14 protein-coding genes and 1 rRNA gene are annotated in these 17,869 nt (G+C 72.1%); 13 read left to right on the top strand and 2 right to left on the bottom strand.

From position 1 onward, the window contains the following. Positions 1-259: 259 nt before the first annotated feature. From ABTX60_RS12600 to ABTX60_RS12590, 3 genes are all read left to right on the top strand, one after another. Entirely contained in the window at positions 260-523 is a 264-nt protein-coding gene (locus tag ABTX60_RS12600; protein ID WP_010034659.1) for a WhiB family transcriptional regulator, read from the top strand. Between the two features lie 163 nt (positions 524-686). Beyond that, a complete protein-coding gene (locus ABTX60_RS12595; RefSeq protein ID WP_352097052.1) occupies positions 687-4,352 on the top strand; it encodes a glycosyltransferase family 2 protein in 3,666 nt (1,221 codons plus the stop codon). Continuing rightward, positions 4,349-5,887 (top strand): DUF5719 family protein, encoded by a 1,539-nt coding sequence (locus ABTX60_RS12590; protein WP_352097051.1) that lies wholly within the window; start codon positions 4,349-4,351, stop codon positions 5,885-5,887. The genes ABTX60_RS12595 and ABTX60_RS12590 overlap by 4 nt, the downstream gene beginning before the upstream one ends. A gap of 32 nt (positions 5,888-5,919) precedes the next feature. Here the strand turns inward: ABTX60_RS12590 and ABTX60_RS12585 are convergent, their stop codons facing one another. After that, on the bottom strand, positions 5,920-6,375 hold the full coding sequence (locus tag ABTX60_RS12585; RefSeq protein ID WP_078885356.1) for a metallopeptidase family protein: 456 nt from the start codon (positions 6,373-6,375) through the stop codon (positions 5,920-5,922). Between the two features lie 295 nt (positions 6,376-6,670). Between ABTX60_RS12585 and ABTX60_RS12580 the strand changes: the two genes are divergently transcribed. The 8 genes from ABTX60_RS12580 (at position 6,671) to ABTX60_RS12545 (ending at position 15,046) form a co-directional block, all read left to right on the top strand. Beyond that, a complete protein-coding gene (locus ABTX60_RS12580) occupies positions 6,671-7,093 on the top strand; it encodes a DUF3499 domain-containing protein (protein WP_352097050.1) in 423 nt (140 codons plus the stop codon). A gap of 203 nt (positions 7,094-7,296) precedes the next feature. Further along, entirely contained in the window at positions 7,297-8,661 is a 1,365-nt protein-coding gene (locus ABTX60_RS12575) for a phosphomannomutase/phosphoglucomutase (RefSeq protein WP_352097049.1), read from the top strand. Positions 8,662-8,732: 71 nt separating this feature from the next. Continuing rightward, positions 8,733-8,903, top strand: coding sequence for a Trm112 family protein (locus ABTX60_RS12570; RefSeq protein WP_352097048.1), 171 nt, complete (start codon positions 8,733-8,735; stop codon positions 8,901-8,903). 110 nt (positions 8,904-9,013) lie between these two features. Further along, positions 9,014-10,141, top strand: coding sequence for an SIS domain-containing protein (locus ABTX60_RS12565; protein ID WP_352097047.1), 1,128 nt, complete (start codon positions 9,014-9,016; stop codon positions 10,139-10,141). Positions 10,142-10,195: 54 nt separating this feature from the next. Beyond that, positions 10,196-11,347 (top strand): mannose-6-phosphate isomerase, class I, encoded by a 1,152-nt coding sequence (gene manA, locus ABTX60_RS12560; RefSeq protein WP_352097046.1) that lies wholly within the window; start codon positions 10,196-10,198, stop codon positions 11,345-11,347. A 152-nt stretch (positions 11,348-11,499) separates the two neighbouring features. Continuing rightward, positions 11,500-12,480 (top strand): cation diffusion facilitator family transporter, encoded by a 981-nt coding sequence (locus tag ABTX60_RS12555; protein WP_352097045.1) that lies wholly within the window; start codon positions 11,500-11,502, stop codon positions 12,478-12,480. A gap of 362 nt (positions 12,481-12,842) precedes the next feature. After that, the gene (gene ahcY, locus ABTX60_RS12550) at positions 12,843-14,300 is read left to right on the top strand and encodes an adenosylhomocysteinase (RefSeq protein WP_352097044.1); all 1,458 of its coding nucleotides are present in this window, start codon (positions 12,843-12,845) and stop codon (positions 14,298-14,300) included. A gap of 131 nt (positions 14,301-14,431) precedes the next feature. After that, positions 14,432-15,046 carry a hypothetical protein gene (locus ABTX60_RS12545; protein ID WP_352097043.1) on the top strand — a complete coding sequence of 205 codons (615 nt, stop codon included), beginning with the start codon at positions 14,432-14,434 and terminating at the stop codon, positions 15,044-15,046. A 43-nt stretch (positions 15,047-15,089) separates the two neighbouring features. Here ABTX60_RS12545 and ABTX60_RS12540 read toward each other — a convergent pair whose 3' ends face one another. Beyond that, complete coding sequence (locus ABTX60_RS12540; RefSeq protein ID WP_352097042.1) at positions 15,090-16,064, bottom strand: RDD family protein; 975 nt, start codon at positions 16,062-16,064, stop codon at positions 15,090-15,092. A 128-nt stretch (positions 16,065-16,192) separates the two neighbouring features. Here ABTX60_RS12540 and ABTX60_RS12535 point away from each other — a divergent pair, with 128 nt between their 5' ends. Beyond that, entirely contained in the window at positions 16,193-17,200 is a 1,008-nt protein-coding gene (locus ABTX60_RS12535) for a stage II sporulation protein M (RefSeq protein WP_352097041.1), read from the top strand. 577 nt (positions 17,201-17,777) lie between these two features. Continuing rightward, a 16S ribosomal RNA gene (locus tag ABTX60_RS12530) occupies positions 17,778-17,869 on the top strand; the annotation flags it as partial.

The raw sequence follows: 17,869 nt of genomic DNA, 5'->3' as shown, positions 1-17,869 counted from the left end.
CCTGGGCGTCCTTGTTCGTACAGGGCTGCGGGGGTCCGGCGGAAGAGGTGAGCCCTCGCGGGCTCCTTCTGTGTGTCAGGTTTTATGGTGATTTGAACACTTTCCGCATGGGCTTGGTTCCGCAGAGTGAATAAGGGGCTCAATAGCAGATCTCGGCTTGACTCGCCCGGAGCAGCACACTTGTAATTTCACTCGTGTCGTTCAGCCGGAATCGGTAACGGCTAGATCACGGGGACGCGAAGACAGACGAGGGGCGCACATGACCGAGACGGTGCAGCAACTGCTGGTCGACGACGCGGACGAGGAGCTCGGCTGGCAGGAGCGCGCGCTGTGCGCCCAGACCGACCCCGAGTCCTTCTTCCCCGAGAAGGGCGGCTCGACCAGGGAGGCCAAGAAGGTCTGCCTGGCCTGTGAGGTCCGCTCCGAGTGCCTCGAGTACGCCCTCGCCAACGACGAGAGATTCGGCATCTGGGGCGGCCTGTCCGAGCGGGAGCGCCGCCGGCTGAAAAAGGCGGCCGTCTGACCCCTCACCCCTCTGCGTGAACGGCCCGCCGGCCGTGGGTTATCCACAGGCGGCGGGCCCTCTGCTGTGCAGCCGATAGTGTGGTCGCTCGTCCGAGACGCCCCGCCGCTCCCACCGGGCGCAGGCGTCCACCGCAGTCCACCGAACCGGGGCCCGTACCTCGATGTCCGTGCACAGCCACCCGGCAGCTCCTCACGACGCCGCTGCCGCACCTGAGTTCCCGCGCCATGTGGTGACCGCGGTCCTCGTCTCCCACGACGGCGCCCGCTGGCTGCCCGACGCGCTCGCCGGGCTCCTCGCCCAGGAACGCCCCGTCCAGTACGCGATGGGCGCCGACACCGGCAGCTCGGACGCCTCCGCGCAGCTGGTCACCGACGCGCTCGGCGCCGACCGGGTGCTGCACCTCGCCCGCCGCACCGGCTTCGGCCAGGCCGTCGAGGAGTGCGGCCGCACCGCCCCGGTCCTCACCCCGGACGAGCTGCCGTACCTGAAGCGCCCCAGCGGCTGGGACCCGGTCACGCGCTCGTGGCGCGACGACGCCTACGACCTGCCCGAGCTCCCGCACGGCGAGCCGGTGCAGTGGCTGTGGCTGCTGCACGACGACTGCGCCCCGGCCCCGGACGCCCTGGCCCAGTTGCTGCGGGTCGTGGACAACGAGTACGAGCTGGGCCGCGAGGACGTGGCCGTCGTGGGCCCCAAGCTCCGCGGCTGGTACGACCGGCGGCAGCTCCTCGAGGTCGGCGTCTCCATCGCCAACTCCGGCCGCCGCTGGACCGGCCTGGACCGCCGCGAGCAGGACCAGGGCCAGCACGACCACGTCCGGCCCGTGCTGTCGGTGTCCACCGCCGGCATGCTCGTGCGCCGCGACGTCTTCGAGCAGCTCGGCGGATTCGACCGGCACCTGCCCCTCATGCGCGACGACGTCGACCTGTGCTGGCGCGCCCACGCGGCCGGATACCGCGTCCTGGTCGCCCCCGAGGCGGTCGTCCGGCACGCCGAGGCGTCCAGCCGCGAGCGCCGTACGGTCGACTGCGTGGGCCGCACCGCGGCCTCCCCGCACAAGGTCGACAAGGCCGGTGCCGTCTACACCCTGCTCGTCAACTCGCGTACGGCCGTCCTCCCCTGGGTGATCCTGCGGATCGTCGTCGGCACCCTGCTGCGCACCGTCGCCTACCTCGTCGGCAAGGTCCCCGGGCAGGCCGTCGACGAGATCCGCGGCCTGATGGGCACACTGCTCCGGCCCGAGCGGATCCTCGCCGGGCGGCGCGGCAGAGGCGCGCCGCGGATCGACAAGGGGGAGCTGCGGGCGCTGTTCCCGCCACCCGGCGCGACCGTCCGCGTCACCGTCGAACAGGTCGCGGGCAGCCTCGTCGGCCGGTCCGACCCGGAGGCCGCGGCCGGTGCCGGACGGCACGGCAGCGCCGTCGAGTCCGGCCCCGGCGGCGACGACGCCGACTTCCTGGAGATCGAGCAGTTCGCCCGGCTCAAGCGCATCGCACGCAAGCCCGGCCCGGTGCTCTTCCTCGTCCTGCTGCTCGTCTCCCTGGCCGCCTGCCGCCAGCTCCTCGGCGGCGGCGCGCTCGCGGGCGGCGCCCTGCTGCCCGCGCCGGCCGACTCCGCGGAACTGTGGGCGCGCTATCTCGACGCCTGGCACCCGGTGGGCGCCGGGGGCACCTCGTCCGCACCCCCGTACCTCGCGCTCGTGGCGATGCTGGCGTCCCTGCTGTTCGGCTCGACCGGCCTCGCCGTCACCGTCCTGCTCGTCTGCTCGGTCCCACTGGCCGGCGCCACCGCCTACTTCGCCTCCCGTCCGCTCGTGGAGTCGCGCCTGCTGCGCGCCTGGGCGGCCGTCGTCTACGCCTTCCTGCCCGCCGCCACCGGCGCCCTCGCCGGCGGCCGCATCGGCACCGCCGTCCTGGCCGCGCTGCTGCCGCTCATCGCCCGCGCGGGCGTCGCGGCCGGCGGCCTGGCGAACTCCGCGGGAGCGCGCGGCAGCTGGCGTGCCACCTGGGCGTACGCACTGCTGCTGACCATCACCACCGCTTTCACGCCGATCGTGTGGCCCATCGCGCTGCTCCTCGGCATCGGCCTGCTCGTGCTGCGCCGCAGCGACATCACGGCCTACGGGCTGCGGTTCCTCGCCCAGCTCGGCACACCCCTGCTGCTCCTCGCCCCCTGGTCGCCGACGCTGCTCCCGTTCGGCTTCTTCAAGGAAGCGGGCCTCGCGTACGGCCCCTCGGCCGCCTCCGCCCTCGACCTGCTCGGCGCCAGCCCGGGCGGCCCGGGCACCGTCAGCGGCTTCATGCTCATCGGCATCGTGCTGGCCGCCCTCGCCGCCCTGCTGCGCTCGGAACGCCAGGCGGGCATCTGGACGGCCTGGGCGGTCGCCCTGACCGGTTTCGTCTTCGCGGTCCTGTCCAACAGCTCCACCTGGGCCGGGCCGGCGACCCTCGTCTACGGCATCGCCCTCCTGGCGGCCGCCGCGCTGGGCGCCGACGGGGCACGCGCGCGCGTGGCCGAGCAGAGCTTCGGCTGGCGCCAGCCGGTCGCCGTGCTGATCGCCTTCGCCTCGGCAGCGGGCCCCCTGCTCATCGCCGCCGGCTGGATGATCCGCGGCGCCGACAACCCCCTGGAGCGACGCGACCCGACCCAGGTCCCCGCGTTCGTCGCCGAGGAGAGCGGCACGCGCGACCAGGCCCGGACCCTCGTCCTCGACAGCGACTCCGCCGCCCACGTCGGCTACATGCTGGTCCGCGGCTCCGGCGCCCGCCTCGGCGACGGCGAGATCGCCGCGTCCGACGGCGAGAACAGCGGACTCGACAAGGTCGTCGCCAACCTGGTCGCGGGCTCCGGCGCCGACCAGGCCGACCAGCTCGGCGGCTTCGCCGTGCGCTACATCCTGGTCCACCAGGGCGCGCCCCGCGAGGTCACCCGCGTCCTGGACGCCACGCCCGGCCTGACCCGGCTCAGCCAGCAGGCCGGCGGCGCGCTGTGGCGTGTCAACCGTGAAGTCGCGCGCGCCACCATCGTCCCCGCCTCCGGCGACGGCACCCCGCAGCCCGTCGCCGCCGGGCCCGTCGACATCCACACCAGGATCCCGGCCGGCGCCGGCGGACGCGTGCTGCGCCTCGCCGACTCCGCGTCCGACGGCTGGACCGCCACGCTGGACGGCAAGCCGCTGACCCGCACCACGGTCGACGGCTGGGCCCAGGGATTCCGGCTCCCCGCCACCGGCGGCACGCTGGACGTCACCTACGACGACCCGATCGGCCACACGACCTGGCTGTGGGTTCAGGGTCTCCTCGCGGTCGTCCTGGTGGTGCTCGCCCTGCCCGGCCGGCGTCGCGACATCGACGACGACCTCCCCGAGGAGCCGGCGGCCCCGGCCGAGGCCGTCGCCGGCGAGGGCCGCCGAGCCCGCCGCCTGCGTGCCCAGGCGGAGGCCGAGTCCGAAGAGGCGGCCGCCCCCCAGGAGTTCGAGCCCCCGCAGCCCCAGCAGCCCCCGGCGGCGGTGCCCCAGCAGCAGAACTACGGCCAGTGGGACGACGCCGGTCACCAGAGTGGCGCGTACCCGGGCTACGGCGGCCAGTACCAGAACGCCCCGTACCCGGCGGACGCCTACGGGCAGCAGTACCAGGCGGACCCGTACCAGGGCGGCCAGTACGACCCGTACGCGTACGACGGCCAGGGCCACAGCCCGTCCTACGACCAGCAGGGCTACGACCCGGCCTACGACCAGGGCCAGGGCTACGGCGCGCCGTACGACCCGGCGCAGCAGCACCACCCCCACGGCACGGGCAGTGAGCGTCCCGACGGGAGCCAGCAGTGAACCGCACCACCCTGTCCCTGATCGCCGGCACGACCGCGCTCGCCGCCGTCACCGGCTTCGCCGCGCTGTCCGCTCCGGACTCCGCCCCGGGCCCGGACACCGCCAAGGCGGCCGCGCAACTGCCCGTGGAGCGCACGAGCCTGTTGTGCCCGGCGCCCAGCACGTCCGACCTCGCCGAGACGTCCTACACCTCCTTCACGCCCGTCACGAAGGGCACCGGGAGCGGTGGCAAGGCCGAACTCCTGGCGGCCACCGAGGAGTCCGCGGCCGCCGCGCCCGACGACAAGGGCACGGGTAAAGACGACGGCAAGGGTGACGGGAAGTCCGGCAAGGACAAGTCCGCGGAGCCCGTGCTGACGCCCAAGGATCCGGGCAAGCCGGTCACCGGCGACACCTCCGGCGGCGAGGCGCCCGCGCTCGTCGGGACCGCGGACGGCAGGTTCGCGCCGGGCTGGACCGTCCAGGAGACCACCGAGGTCGCCGCGGGCACCGGGCGCGGCCTGCAGGGAGTCAACTGCACCGCCCCGGACACCGACTTCTGGTTCCCGGGCGCCAGTACGCAAGCCGACCGCACGGACTACGTCCACCTGACGAACCCGGACGACTCGGCCGCCGTGGTCGACATCGAGCTCTACGGCAAGGACGGCGCCCTGAAGTCCACGGTGGGGGAGGGCATCACGGTCCCGCCGCACGCCGCCGAGCCGGTCCTGCTGTCCACCCTCACCGACGAGCGGCAGGCCGACCTCACCGTGCACGTCAACGTCCGCAGCGGACGGGTCGGCGCCGCCGTGCAGGCCCTGGACGACAAGCTCGGCGGCGACTGGCTGCCGGCGTCCACGGACCCGTCGGGCAGCCTGGTCCTGCCCGGTATCCCCAAGGACGCCACCTCCGTGCGTCTGGTCGCCTTCACCCCCGGCGACGCCGACGCGGACCTCAAGGTGCGCCTCGCCTCCCCCTCCGGGCTGATCACCCCGGCCGGACACGAGACCGTCCACGTCAAGGGCGGCATGACGACCGCCGTCGACCTGGGCGACGTCACCCGCGGCGAGGCGGGCTCCCTGGTACTGACCCCGACCGACCGGTCCGTGCCGGTCGTGGCGGCACTGCGGGTCGTGCGCGGCAAGGGCGACAAGCAGGAGACGGCGTTCATCCCGGCCACCCGCCCCGTCGGCACGCGCGCGACGTCCGCCGACAACAGCGGCAAGGGCAGCACCCTGTCCCTGACGGCCCCCGTCGCCGGCGCCACGGTCAAGGTCACCGCCTCGGCCGGCAGCGAGGGCGGCACACCGGTGTCGAAGACGTACACGATCAAGGCCGGCACGACCCAGGACATCGAGCCCCCGGTCCCCGGCGGCCTGAAGGGCAGCTACGCCCTCACGGTCGAGCCGGTCTCCGGCGGCCCGGTCTACGGGGCCCGCACCCTGGCGGCGAACGAGGACGGGGTCCCCGCCTTCACCGTGCAGACACTGCCGGACGACCGGGGGACGGTCGCCGTACCGGAGGCGGACGAGGACCTGTCGGTGCTCCAGAAGTAGGCGGCGGTCTCTCCGGAAGCGGGCCGGCCGTCTCAGCCCTGGTCCTCGCCGTACCTCGGATCCACCGTCTCCGGCGTCAGCCCGAGGAGTTCGGCGACCTGCTCGACGACGACCTCGTGCACCAGCGCCGCCCGCTCGTCGCGCCCCTTGGTGCGGATCTCGACCGGCCGCCGGTAGACGACCACGCGCGCCGGGCGGCCCTCGCGCGCGCTGATCGTGCCGCCGAGCGGCACGGCCTCGTCGTTCCACGCCTGGCCGGGCCCGTCGAGCCGCGGCACCTCGAGGACCAGGAAGTCGATGTCGGCGAGTTGCGGCCACCGCCGCTCCAGGCGCTCCACGGAGTCCTGCACCAGATCGGCGAACGCCTCCGCGCGGCTCGCGGCGAGCGGCACCTGCGGCGGTGCGATCGGGCCGCGCATGCCCCGCCCGTGGCGATCACGACGGCGGGGCCCGGGGGCGGCGGCACGGGGCGTTACGGGCTTGTCCATCACTGGTGAAGGGTAGTCCCCGCCGCGGCCCCACGCCCGCCACCGCACGACGGCACGGGCGGCTTCCGGCCGACGCCCTACGGCATGTCGTTACATGACCATTCAAGCCAAGGTTGGGCTCAAATCCGTATCCCGTTGAGAGCGGCACCCTCACGGTATTTGAGGGTTTTGTGATGACTCTTGATCGCTTGCGGGGTCGATCTCCACCTCGGGCGTCGATGTCCTGCCAGGTCAGGAAGGTGCGCCCGAAGGGGTGTGTGCGGTGTTTCACAGCACGACACGGGGGAGTGGCCTGGTGGAGAGTCGTCGCGGCCCGCTCAAGAGTGCGGTACCGTCCAACATCGTGAGCCCTGTACGTCGCTGTTCGCGCACCGCCTGCGGCCGTCCCGCCGTCGCGACGCTGACGTACGTCTACGCCGACTCGACCGCGGTCCTCGGCCCGCTCGCCACCTACGCCGAACCCCACTGCTACGACCTGTGCGCCGAGCACTCCGAGCGCCTCACCGCCCCGCGCGGCTGGGAGGTCGTCCGGCTCCTCGACGGTTCGGCCCCCGCCCGCCCCAGCGGCGACGACCTGGAAGCGCTCGCCAACGCCGTGCGCGAGGCGGCCCGTCCGCAGGAGCGGGCGGCCGGGGCCGGCGGCGCGGGCCGCGGCGCCGACCCGAGGGAGGTCGCGCGGCGCGGCCACCTGCGGGTCCTGCGATCGCCCGACAACTGACGCACCCTGCTTCGGCGTCGCCGTGACCGACTCGGCCACCTCCGCCGACGCCCCGGCCGTGACCGGCCGGCACTCCTGCCCCGGACCGGATGCCCCCTGACCTGAGGTTACGGCTGGGAGTCCTCTTGGCGTCCGCCCGTCGCGTTGCCGGTGGGCGAGGGTAGTTTGTGCGGACCGACAGTACTTTTTCAGGAAGGTTGGCCGTGGCTGCTGATCTGTCGCAGGTCGTGAAGGCGTACGACGTACGCGGAGTCGTCCCCGACCAGTGGGACGAGTCTTTGGCCGAACTCTTCGGGGCGGCCTTCGTGCGGGTCACCGGCGCGAGCGCCATCACGACCGGGCACGACATGCGGCCCTCCTCCCCGGGCTTGTCACGGGCCTTCGCGCGCGGGGCGGCAGCCCTGGGCGCCGACGTGACGGAGATCGGCCTCTGCTCGACGGACCAGCTGTACTACGCCTCGGGCGCGCTGAACCTGCCGGGCGCCATGTTCACCGCCTCCCACAACCCGGCGCAGTACAACGGCATCAAGATGTGCCGCTCGGGCGCCGCTCCCGTCGGGCAGGACACCGGCCTCGCGGAGATCCGTGAGCTCGTCGAGCGCTGGAGCGAGTCGGGCGCGCCGGAGCCGGCCGCGCGGGCGGGCACGATCACCGGCCGCGACACGCTGTCGGACTACGCGGCCCATCTGCGCTCCCTGGTCGACCTGACCTCCGTCCGCCCCCTGAAGGTCGTCGTCGACGCGGGCAACGGCATGGGCGGGCACACCGTCCCCGAGGTCTTCGCCGGCCTGCCCCTGACGCTGGTCCCGATGTACTTCGAGCTCGACGGCACCTTCCCCAACCACGAGGCCAACCCCCTCGACCCCGCCAACCTCGTCGACCTGCAGAAGCGCGTCCGTGAAGAGGGCGCCGACCTGGGCCTCGCCTTCGACGGCGACGCCGACCGCTGCTTCGTCGTCGACGAGCGCGGCGAGCCGGTCTCCCCATCGGCGATCACCGCCCTGGTCGCCTCCCGCGAACTGGCCCGGAACGGCGGCAAGGGCACGGTCATCCACAACCTGATCACGTCCTGGTCGGTGCCCGAGGTCGTCGAGGAGAACGGCGGCAGCCCGGTCCGCACGCGCGTGGGCCACTCCTTCATCAAGGCCGAGATGGCCCGCACCGGCGCGATCTTCGGCGGCGAGCACTCCGCGCACTACTACTTCCGCGACTTCTGGAACGCCGACACGGGCATGCTGGCCGCCCTGCACGTCCTGGCGGCCCTGGGCGGCCAGGACGGCCCCCTGTCCTCCCTCGTGGCCCAGTACGACCGCTACGCCGGCTCCGGCGAGATCAACTCCACCGTCGCCGACCAGCAGGCCAGCGTCGCCGCCATCCGTTCCGCGTACGGGAGCCGCGAGGGCATCACCCTCGACGAGCTCGACGGCCTCACCGTCTCCTCCACCGACTGGTGGTTCAACGTCCGCCCGTCCAACACGGAGCCGCTGCTGCGCCTGAACGTGGAGGCGCGGGACGCCGAGACGATGGCCCGGGTGCGGGACGAGGTGCTGGGGATCATCAGGGGCTGAGGCCCCGCGCCCACCGGCGGTAATCTGACCAGGCACGACCCCAAGCGCCCACACCCCTCCGGAGAACCCCCATGCCCCTCGAATCCGGCCTCCTCGAGATCCTCGCCTGCCCGGCCTGCCACTCCTCCCTCACGGAGCAGGACACCGAGCTGGTCTGCACCGGCGCCGACTGCGGCCTGGCCTACCCCGTCCGCGACGGCATCCCCGTCCTGCTCGTCGACGAGGCCCGCCGCCCCGCGTGACCGCCGGGTGCGACGCACCCGAGCGACACCCGGGGGCACATGACCCCCGGCTCAGCGGGCACGATCCAGGACACCTCACAACGGACCCCGGCGATGGGAAGCTGCCGCCCATGCTCGACGAATCGCTGCTCGACTCTCCGGAGGGCCTCGCCGAGGCCGACCACCGCGGGCTGCTCCGCGGCGCCGCGGAAGCCGGCGCCCGCGTGCGCACCGCCGCCCGCCACGCCGCGGAAGCGGGCGTCAACGACCTCAAGCCGGACGGCCGGCCCCGCGCGGTCCTCATCGCAGGCCCGGGTGCCGCCGCCACCCACGCCGCCGACCTGATCGGCACGCTCGCCGGCGCCGGCAGCCCGGTCACCCGCCTCGCCCCCACCGGCGTCGCCCCGGCCGCGGGCGCCCTGCGGTGGGAACTGCCCGGCTGGGTCGGCTCCGTGGACCTCCTGCTGATCACCACCCCGGACGGCACCGAACCCGGACTGTCGCTGCTCGCCGAGCAGGCCTACCGCCGGGGCTGCACCGTCGTCGCCGTGGCCCCCGCCCGCACCCCGCTCGCCGAAGCCGTCGCCGGCGCGCACGGCCTGTTCGTCCCCGTGGCGACCGCCCCGTACGACCAGGACGAGCCCCTGGCCGCGTCCGCCCCGGGCGTCCTGTGGGCCCTGCTCACCCCGCTGCTGGCGCTCCTGGACCGCACCGGCGTGCTCGACGCCCCACCGGACGCCCTCGGCAAGGTCGCCGACCGCCTCGACCGCGTCGCCGAACGCTGCGGCCCGGCCATCGCCACCTACAGCAACGCCGCCAAGACCCTGGCCGCCGAACTGGCCGACGCACTCCCCATCGTCTGGACCGAGGGCACCTCGGCCGGGCCCGCGGGCCGCCGCTTCGCCGCCGCCCTCGCCGAGCTGTCCGGCACCCCCGCCGTCGTCGCGGAACTCCCCGAGGCCCTCGCCGCCCACGGCGCCCTGCTCGCCGGCCCCCTGGCCGCCAGCGCCGACCCCGACGACTTCTTCCGCGACCGCGTCGAGGAACCACCCGCCCTGCACGCGCGCGTGGTGCTGCTGCGCGACCGCCCCATCGGCGGCCTCACCGCCGCACCCGGCGCCCGCGACCTCGCCCTCAGCCACGACACACCGATCAGCGAGCTCGAACCGGAGGCCGGCGGCGAACTGGAGACCCTCGCGGAACTGATCGCCATCACGGATTTCGCCGCGGTTTACCTGGCGCTCGCTTCGAGGGCCTGATCTTGCCCGGGACACCCTGACGCGCCCGCACCCCCGCACAGCAGAGAGAACCCCATGGACCGCCTCGACAACACCGTCCGCCCCTACGCCTGGGGCTCCCCGACCGCCATCCCGCAGCTGCTCGGCGTCGAACCGACCGGCGAACCGCAGGCGGAGATGTGGATGGGCGCCCACCCGGGCGCACCCTCGCGCACCGGCCGGGGCACGCTCGTCGAGGTCGTCGACGCCGACCCCGAGAAGGAACTCGGGCCCGCCGCCGTGGCCAAGTTCGGCCCTCGGCTGCCCTTCCTCCTCAAGATTCTCGCCGCGGGCGCCCCGCTCTCCCTCCAGGTCCACCCCGACCTCGCCCAGGCGCAGGAGGGTTACGCGCACGAGGAGCGCCGCGGCATCCCGGTCGACGCCCCGCACCGCAACTACAAGGACGCCAACCACAAGCCCGAACTGATCTGCGCCCTCACCGAGTTCGACGGCCTGTGCGGCTTCCGCGCCCCCCTGGCGGCAGCGGCTCTCCTCGACGACCTGGGAGTCGACTCCCTCAAGCCCTACGTCGACCTGCTCCACGCCCACCCCGAGGACGCCGCCCTGCGCGAGGTCCTCACGGCGATCCTCACCGCCGACCCCGACGAGATGTCCCGCACCGCCACGGAGACGGCGACCGCCTGCACCCGCCTCGGCGGCGCCTACGCCCCCTACGCCGACATCGCCCACCACTACCCGGGCGACCCCGGCGTTCTCGCCGCGATGCTGCTGAACCACGTCCGGCTCCAGCCCGGTGAGGCCCTCTACCTCGGCGCCGGCATCCCGCACGCCTACCTGAACGGCCTCGGCGTGGAGATCATGGCCAACTCCGACAACGTCCTGCGCTGCGGCCTCACCCCCAAGCACGTCGACGTCCCCGAACTCCTGCGCATCGTCCGCTTCCTCCCCAGCGACCCCGGCGTCCTGCGCCCCGAGGCCTCCCCGGACGGCGAGGAGGTCTATGAGACCCCCATCGACGAGTTCCGCCTCTCCCGCTACGTCCTCCCCGAGGCGGGCGCCGCCCACGACCTCACCCGCCCGACCCCGCAGATCCTGCTCTGCACGGCCGGCACCATCCGGGCCGGCGAGCACGACCTGACCCCCGGCGCGTCCGTCTTCGTCCCCGCCGGCGAAAAGGCCGAAGTGTCCGGAACGGGAACGCTTTTCCGGGCCACCGTCGTCGCCTGACCGTTTCGAAGACCCCGTGCTGGTGACCTGACTCACCGCTCTCGCGGCGGGCTGCAACAATGGCCCACCGTCAAGCACGGGCAAAGCCACGGGCACGCACCAGGACGGTCGCCCGGGCCCTGGAACGGCGTACGAAGGGACAACGCGGACATATGAGCGCGTCAGGCGGAACCAAGGCGATCGTGGCGGCACTGGCCGCCAACCTCGCCATCGCGGTAGCGAAGTTCGTGGCGTTCCTCTTCAGCGGCTCGTCATCGATGCTCGCCGAGTCCGTCCACTCCGTCGCCGACTCCGGCAACCAGGCACTGCTCCTGGTCGGCGGCAAGAAGGCCAAACGCGAGGCCACCCCGGAACACCCCTTCGGCTACGGCCGCGAGCGCTACATCTACGCCTTCCTCGTCTCCATCGTCCTCTTCTCGGTCGGTGGCATGTTCGCCCTCTACGAGGGCTACGAGAAGATCAAGCACCCCCACGAGCTGACGCACTGGTACTGGCCCGTCGGCGTCCTGGTCTTCGCGATCATCGCCGAGAGCTTCTCCTTCCGGACGGCCATCAAGGAGTCCAACCCCCTGCGCGGCGGCCGCTCCTGGAAGGACTTCGTCCGCCACGCCAAGGCTCCCGAGCTCCCCGTCGTCCTCCTGGAGGACCTCGGCGCCCTCGTCGGCCTCATCCTCGCGCTCGGCGGCGTCGGCCTCGCCCTCCTCACCGGCGAGAGCGTCTGGGACGGCATCGGCACCCTCTGCATCGGCATCCTGCTCATCCTGATCGCCCTGGTCCTCGCCGCCGAGACCAAGTCCCTGCTGCTCGGCGAGTCCGCCGGCCTCGAGGAGACCCGGAAGATCGAGGCCGCCGTCGTCGACGGCGACACCGTCACCCGCGTCATCCACATGCGCACCCTCCACCTCGGCCCCGAGGAACTCCTCGTCGCCGCCAAGATCGCCGTCCAGCACGACGACACGGCCACCGAGATCGCCGCCGCCATCGACGCCGCCGAGGCCCGCATCCGCGACGCCGTCCCGATCGCCCGCGTGATCTACCTGGAGCCGGACATCTACAGCGAGAAGGAAGCGGCCAAGGGCCCCGACCCCGAGGCCTCCCCGGGCGGCCCCGCCCCCCACCCCACCGAGCACTGATCCTCCCTCTCCGGCCCACGGGGCCCGCCGAACCACTCGGCGGGCCCCGTCCGGCTTCCCGGCCCCATCACCCCGCCCGCCGTCCGGCCCGTCCTCCGGTCCGTCACATGATCGGCTCGATGTGTTCGCCCACGGACTGGGGATCGCACCCACGCCCGGTGTAGCTTGGGACGGAGCCAGACGTCGCTGCTGATGGCGGTCGGGCGGTCCCGAAGCGGACCGGCCGAGGGAGAGAGGGCCTCCGACGGACTGCGCTGCGCGTACGCGGGCATGCCTGTGTCCTCTTTCGGACACCCCTGTGTCCGCCGCCGCGCAGACCAGCCGTACCCACCCTCGACCCACACCCCGAGGAGCAGCTCGCAATGACGACTGTCGAGAACCGACAGGACTTCAAGGTCGCCGACCTCTCCCTGGCCGAGTTCGGCCGCAAGGAGATCACCCTCGCCGAGCACGAGATGCCGGGCCTGATGGCGATCCGCAAGGAGTACGCCGAGGCGCAGCCCCTGGCGGGCGCCCGTGTCACCGGCTCCCTGCACATGACGGTGCAGACCGCCGTGCTCATCGAGACCCTGGTCGCCCTCGGCGCGCAGGTCCGCTGGGCCTCCTGCAACATCTTCTCCACCCAGGACCACGCGGCCGCCGCCATCGCCGTCGGCCCGAACGGCACGCCCGACAACCCGCAGGGCGTACCGGTCTTCGCCTGGAAGGGCGAGACCCTTCAGGAGTACTGGTGGTGCACCGAGCAGGCGCTGACCTGGCCGGACAGCCCCACCGGCGGCCCCAACATGATCCTGGACGACGGCGGCGACGCCACCCTCCTCGTCCACAAGGGCGTCGAGTACGAGAAGGACGGCAAGGTCCCCTCGCCCGACACGGCCGAGTCCGATGAGCACCGCGTCATCCTGGAGCTGCTGACCCGCACCCTGGGCGAGGACCCCCAGAAGTGGACCCAGCTGTCCTCGGAGATCCGCGGTGTCACCGAGGAGACCACGACCGGCGTCCACCGCCTGTACGAGATGCAGCGCGACGGCGTCCTGCTGTTCCCGGCGATCAACGTCAACGACGCCGTCACCAAGTCGAAGTTCGACAACAAGTACGGCTGCCGCCATTCCCTGATCGACGGCATCAACCGCGCCACCGACGTCCTCATCGGCGGCAAGACCGCGGTCGTCTTCGGCTACGGCGACGTGGGCAAGGGCTGCGCGGAGTCCCTGCGCGGACAGGGTGCCCGGGTGATCGTCACCGAGATCGACCCGATCTGCGCGCTGCAGGCCGCGATGGACGGCTACCAGGTCGCCACCCTCGACGACGTCGTCGACAAGGCCGACATCTTCATCACCACGACCGGCAACAAGGACATCATCATGGCCGCGGACATGGCCAAGATGAAGCACCAGGCGATCGTCGGCAACATCGGTCACTTCGACAACGAGATCGACATGGCCGGCCTCGCCAAGATCCCCGGCATCGTCAAGGACGAGGTCAAGCCGCAGGTCCACACCTGGACCTTCCCCGACGGCAAGGTGCTCATCGTCCTGTCCGAGGGCCGCCTGCTGAACCTGGGCAACGCCACCGGCCACCCCTCGTTCGTGATGTCCAACTCCTTCGCGGACCAGACCCTGGCCCAGATCGAGCTGTTCACCAAGCCCGACGAGTACCCCACCGGCGTCTACGTGCTGCCCAAGCACCTCGACGAGAAGGTCGCGCGGCTCCACCTCGACGCCCTCGGTGTGAAGCTGACGACGCTCCGCCCCGAGCAGGCCGAGTACATCGGCGTGAAGGTCGAGGGCCCGTTCAAGCCGGACCACTACCGCTACTGAGCCGAGCAGCACCGCTGCCGGCCGGTAAACCGGTCAGATCCCCGAGGCAGGCCCCCGCACCCCCGTGCCGGGGGCCTGCCCCCGTTCGCCCGGCCGGCGACCGGCCCAGCCCGTCAGGACCCAGGACCCCCATGCCCCGCGGCCGCTATTCGCTCCACGATCCGCACGATCACACCCCCCTCGCAGACGAACACTTCCAGTGCGCCCCCGGCCCCTCCGGCTGGCGCTATGTCTCCCAGCTGACCACCCCCGCAGGCGATCACCACGGTTCCGTCGACCTCACCCTCGACGAACTGGGCCGCCCCATCCGCCTCGAACTCCACGCAGCCGCCTGGCAGGTCCGCGGCGCCGCCCTCGACGGCGTCACCTGGGTCCGCACCGACCCCACCGGGACCGAGGCCACCGAAGGCAATGTGCGCGCCCACGCCTTCACCGGCACGTCCCCGGCATTTCTCGTCGCCACCGCCCGTCTCCTGCGCCTCGCCCCCTCCACAGCGGCCACCCGCGTACGCCTCGTCGCCTTCACGGACCCGGTCCTCGCCCCCCGCACCGTGGACCAGTCCTGGGCCTTGCTGAAAAGCGAAGCACACGCCACCGACAACGGCCCCCTGACCGTTGACGAATACCAGGTCACAGCCCTGGACACGGGCGAGCAGCACACCGTGCACCTCGCCGGGGACGTGGTGCTCGCGGCCCCCGGCATCGAGCTCGAAGACCTCGAATCACCACCGTCGGTGTTCACCTGAGCAGACCGCCGCGTTCCGCCGGCACTGCCTGCCCCGACCCGCACTACGCCGGTGGCACGAAACCGGTGCGGGGCCGCTCACCGGCCGAAACCGCCGGTGGCACCGCCGGCTCTGCGGGCCGCTCCCCGTCGGACGGCTCGGAAACCACCTCGGGCACCCCGGCCGGCGGTCGGAAGCCGCCCGCGGCAGCGTCCACGGCGGGAGCATCGGCTGCGGCGACCGGGTCGGCAGGCACCGGAACGGCGCGGGACGCAGCCACCGGGGCCGCCTCGCTCCCGAAAGCCCGCCGGGCCTCCCGCGCCTGCCGTTCCTGTACGACCGCCGCCAGATAAGCCGCCGGCGGCACCCCGTGGGGCACCGGAGCCCCCGTACGTTCCGCCAGTTCCGCCGCGAGCCGCTCCGCCATCGACCAGCCCACCTGCGGATCCAACTGCTGCATGCGCGTCAGGTACTGCCGGACGGCGAGCCACAAGCCATCGGGCACCGCCGACAGATCGAGCCCCGAGAACCGCCCCGTCAGCCAGGGCGGAGGAGGGGGCACGAATCCCGTCCGCGCGACCGGAATCCGCTCCCGCACGACGAGCGTGCCCGCGAACACATCGCCCAGCCGCCGCCCACGCGCCGACACGAACGAGGCGATGCAGGCGACGATCCCGAAGGTCATGAGGATCTCGATCACCCCGATCAAGCCCCTCACCAGCGCGTGCCGGAACCGGATGGGGCCTCCGTCGTCCCGCACCACACGCAGACCGCAGGCCATCTTCCCGAGCGACCGTCCGTGACTGAGTGTCTCCACCGCGATCGGCCCGCCCACGAGCACGAGAACGAACGACGCGATGGACAGCGCCGTCTGCGCCGCCTCGTCGAGGGATGCCGTCGAGGTGACGACCACGATGGTCACCGCGACGTAGACCGCCATGACCGCCACCAGATCGAGCAGCACGGCCAGCGCCCTGCTGGGCAGCCTCGCGGGGCGCAGCTCCAACGCCACAGCCTCGCCCGTCACCAGCTCACTCACGCCCGCCGTCCTTCCCCTGCCCTGCCCCCGACAGGGCCAGTCTGCCAAGCTGAGGGCGCATCGCACCGTAGTACGACAAGCTGATCCACGACGAGCCTCCGACGACCAGCCGAGGAGCAGGCACACCGATGGACCTCGACGTCTTCGTCTCCGCCCACCGAGCGGAGTGGGACCGCCTCGAAGCCCTCCTCCGCCGCCGGCGCCGCCTCGACGGCGCGGAGGCCGACGAACTCGTCACCCTCTACCAGCGCACCGCGACCCACCTCTCCCTGATCCAGTCCAGTGCCCCCGACCCGCAGCTGACCGGTCGGCTCAGCCAGCTCGTGGCACGCGCGCGCGGCGCTGTGACGGGTACCCGACGTGCCTCCTGGCGTGACGTCACACGCTTCTTCGCCCACGGCTTCCCCGCCGCCGTCTACAAGTCACGGCACTGGTGGGTGCCCACCGCGCTCCTGTCCACGGCCGTCGCCGCCCTCCTGGGCTGGTGGATCGGCACCCACCCCGAGGTACAGGCCTCGATCGCGGCTCCCGGTGAACTGAGGGACCTCACCCGTCCCGGCGGCCAGTACGAGACGTATTACTCCAGCCATCCGGCCGCCAGCTTCGCCGCCCAGGTCTGGACGAACAACGCCTGGGCCGCCGCCCTGTGCCTCATCCTCGGGGTCTTCCTCGGACTCCCGGTCCTCTGGATCCTCTTCCAGAACATGCTCAATCTCGGCGTCGGCATCGGCCTGATGTCCTCGGCCGACCGCCTCGACACCTTCCTCGGCCTGGTCCTCCCACACGGCCTCCTGGAACTGACCGCCGTCTTCGTCGCGGCCGGCACGGGCCTGCGCCTCGGTTGGACACTCATCGACCCCGGCCCGCGTACACGGCGCACCGCACTAGCGGAGGAAGGCCGAGCCGCCATAGGCATGGCCATCGGCCTCGCCCTCGTCTTGTTCGTCTCAGGAGCCATCGAAGGCTTCGTCACCCCGTCCGGCCTCCCCACCTGGGCCCGCATCGCCATCGGCGTCGCCGCCGAAGGGGCCTTCCTGGCCTACGTCTACGTCCTGGGCGGCCGTGCCGCCCGCGCGGGAGAGACCGGAGACGTCGAGGCGGCGGAACGCAGCGCGACCGTCCCGACAGCCGCCTGATCGTCCCGCCGACCGCCGGATGTGCGACCACGTCCGTTCAACTGCTAGTCTCCTCTTCGCCCCACAGGAGCCGTTGACACGGCAAGTGCGGGGAGGTAGATTCGAACAGTTGCCTGGAGATGGGCTCTAGTCCCAGACCGGCCACAGTGAACATCTATCTGCTTCTTGAAACGTAGCTTTCATCGAAGCCTCTCCCGATGAATCGGAAATGAGCGGCCGGTCAGACCGGCCAAAAACTTCTGATAAAGTCGGAACCGCCGGAAAGGGAAACGCGGAAGCGGGAACCTGGAAAGCACCGAGGAAATCGGATCGGAAAGATCTGATAGAGTCGGAAACGCAAGACCGAAGGGAAGCGCCCGGAGGAAAGCCCGAGAGGGTGAGTACAAAGGAAGCGACCGTTCCTTGAGAACTCAACAGCGTGCCAAAAGTCAACGCCAGATATGTTGATACCCCGTCCATCGGACAACCGATGGTCGAGGTTCCTTTGAAATAACACAGCGAGGACGCTGTGAACGGTCGGGCTTATTCCGCCTGACTGTTCCGCTCTCGTGGTGTTGCACCGGATTACCGGTACACATTCACGGAGAGTTTGATCCTGGCTCAGGACGAACGCTGGCGGCGTGCTTAACACATGCAAGTCGAACGATGAACCACTTCGGTGGGGATTAG

This window comes from Streptomyces sp. NPDC126510 (genome assembly GCF_040302345.1).
GTDB lineage: Bacteria > Actinomycetota > Actinomycetes > Streptomycetales > Streptomycetaceae > Streptomyces.
The sequence above is the reverse complement of the archived record's forward strand: the minus strand, read 5'-3'. Positions and strand labels throughout refer to the sequence as shown.

Coding starts and splice junctions, on each gene's coding strand:
- ABTX60_RS12545 (WP_352097043.1), top strand. CDS start 14,432: ATGCCCCGCGGCCGCTATTCGCTCCACGATCCGCACGATCACACCCCC.
- ABTX60_RS12585 (WP_078885356.1), bottom strand. CDS start 6,375: ATGGACAAGCCCGTAACGCCCCGTGCCGCCGCCCCCGGGCCCCGCCGT.
- ahcY (WP_352097044.1), top strand. CDS start 12,843: ATGACGACTGTCGAGAACCGACAGGACTTCAAGGTCGCCGACCTCTCC.
- ABTX60_RS12565 (WP_352097047.1), top strand. CDS start 9,014: ATGCTCGACGAATCGCTGCTCGACTCTCCGGAGGGCCTCGCCGAGGCC.
- manA (WP_352097046.1), top strand. CDS start 10,196: ATGGACCGCCTCGACAACACCGTCCGCCCCTACGCCTGGGGCTCCCCG.
- ABTX60_RS12595 (WP_352097052.1), top strand. CDS start 687: ATGTCCGTGCACAGCCACCCGGCAGCTCCTCACGACGCCGCTGCCGCA.
- ABTX60_RS12555 (WP_352097045.1), top strand. CDS start 11,500: ATGAGCGCGTCAGGCGGAACCAAGGCGATCGTGGCGGCACTGGCCGCC.
- ABTX60_RS12600 (WP_010034659.1), top strand. CDS start 260: ATGACCGAGACGGTGCAGCAACTGCTGGTCGACGACGCGGACGAGGAG.
- ABTX60_RS12570 (WP_352097048.1), top strand. CDS start 8,733: ATGCCCCTCGAATCCGGCCTCCTCGAGATCCTCGCCTGCCCGGCCTGC.
- ABTX60_RS12535 (WP_352097041.1), top strand. CDS start 16,193: ATGGACCTCGACGTCTTCGTCTCCGCCCACCGAGCGGAGTGGGACCGC.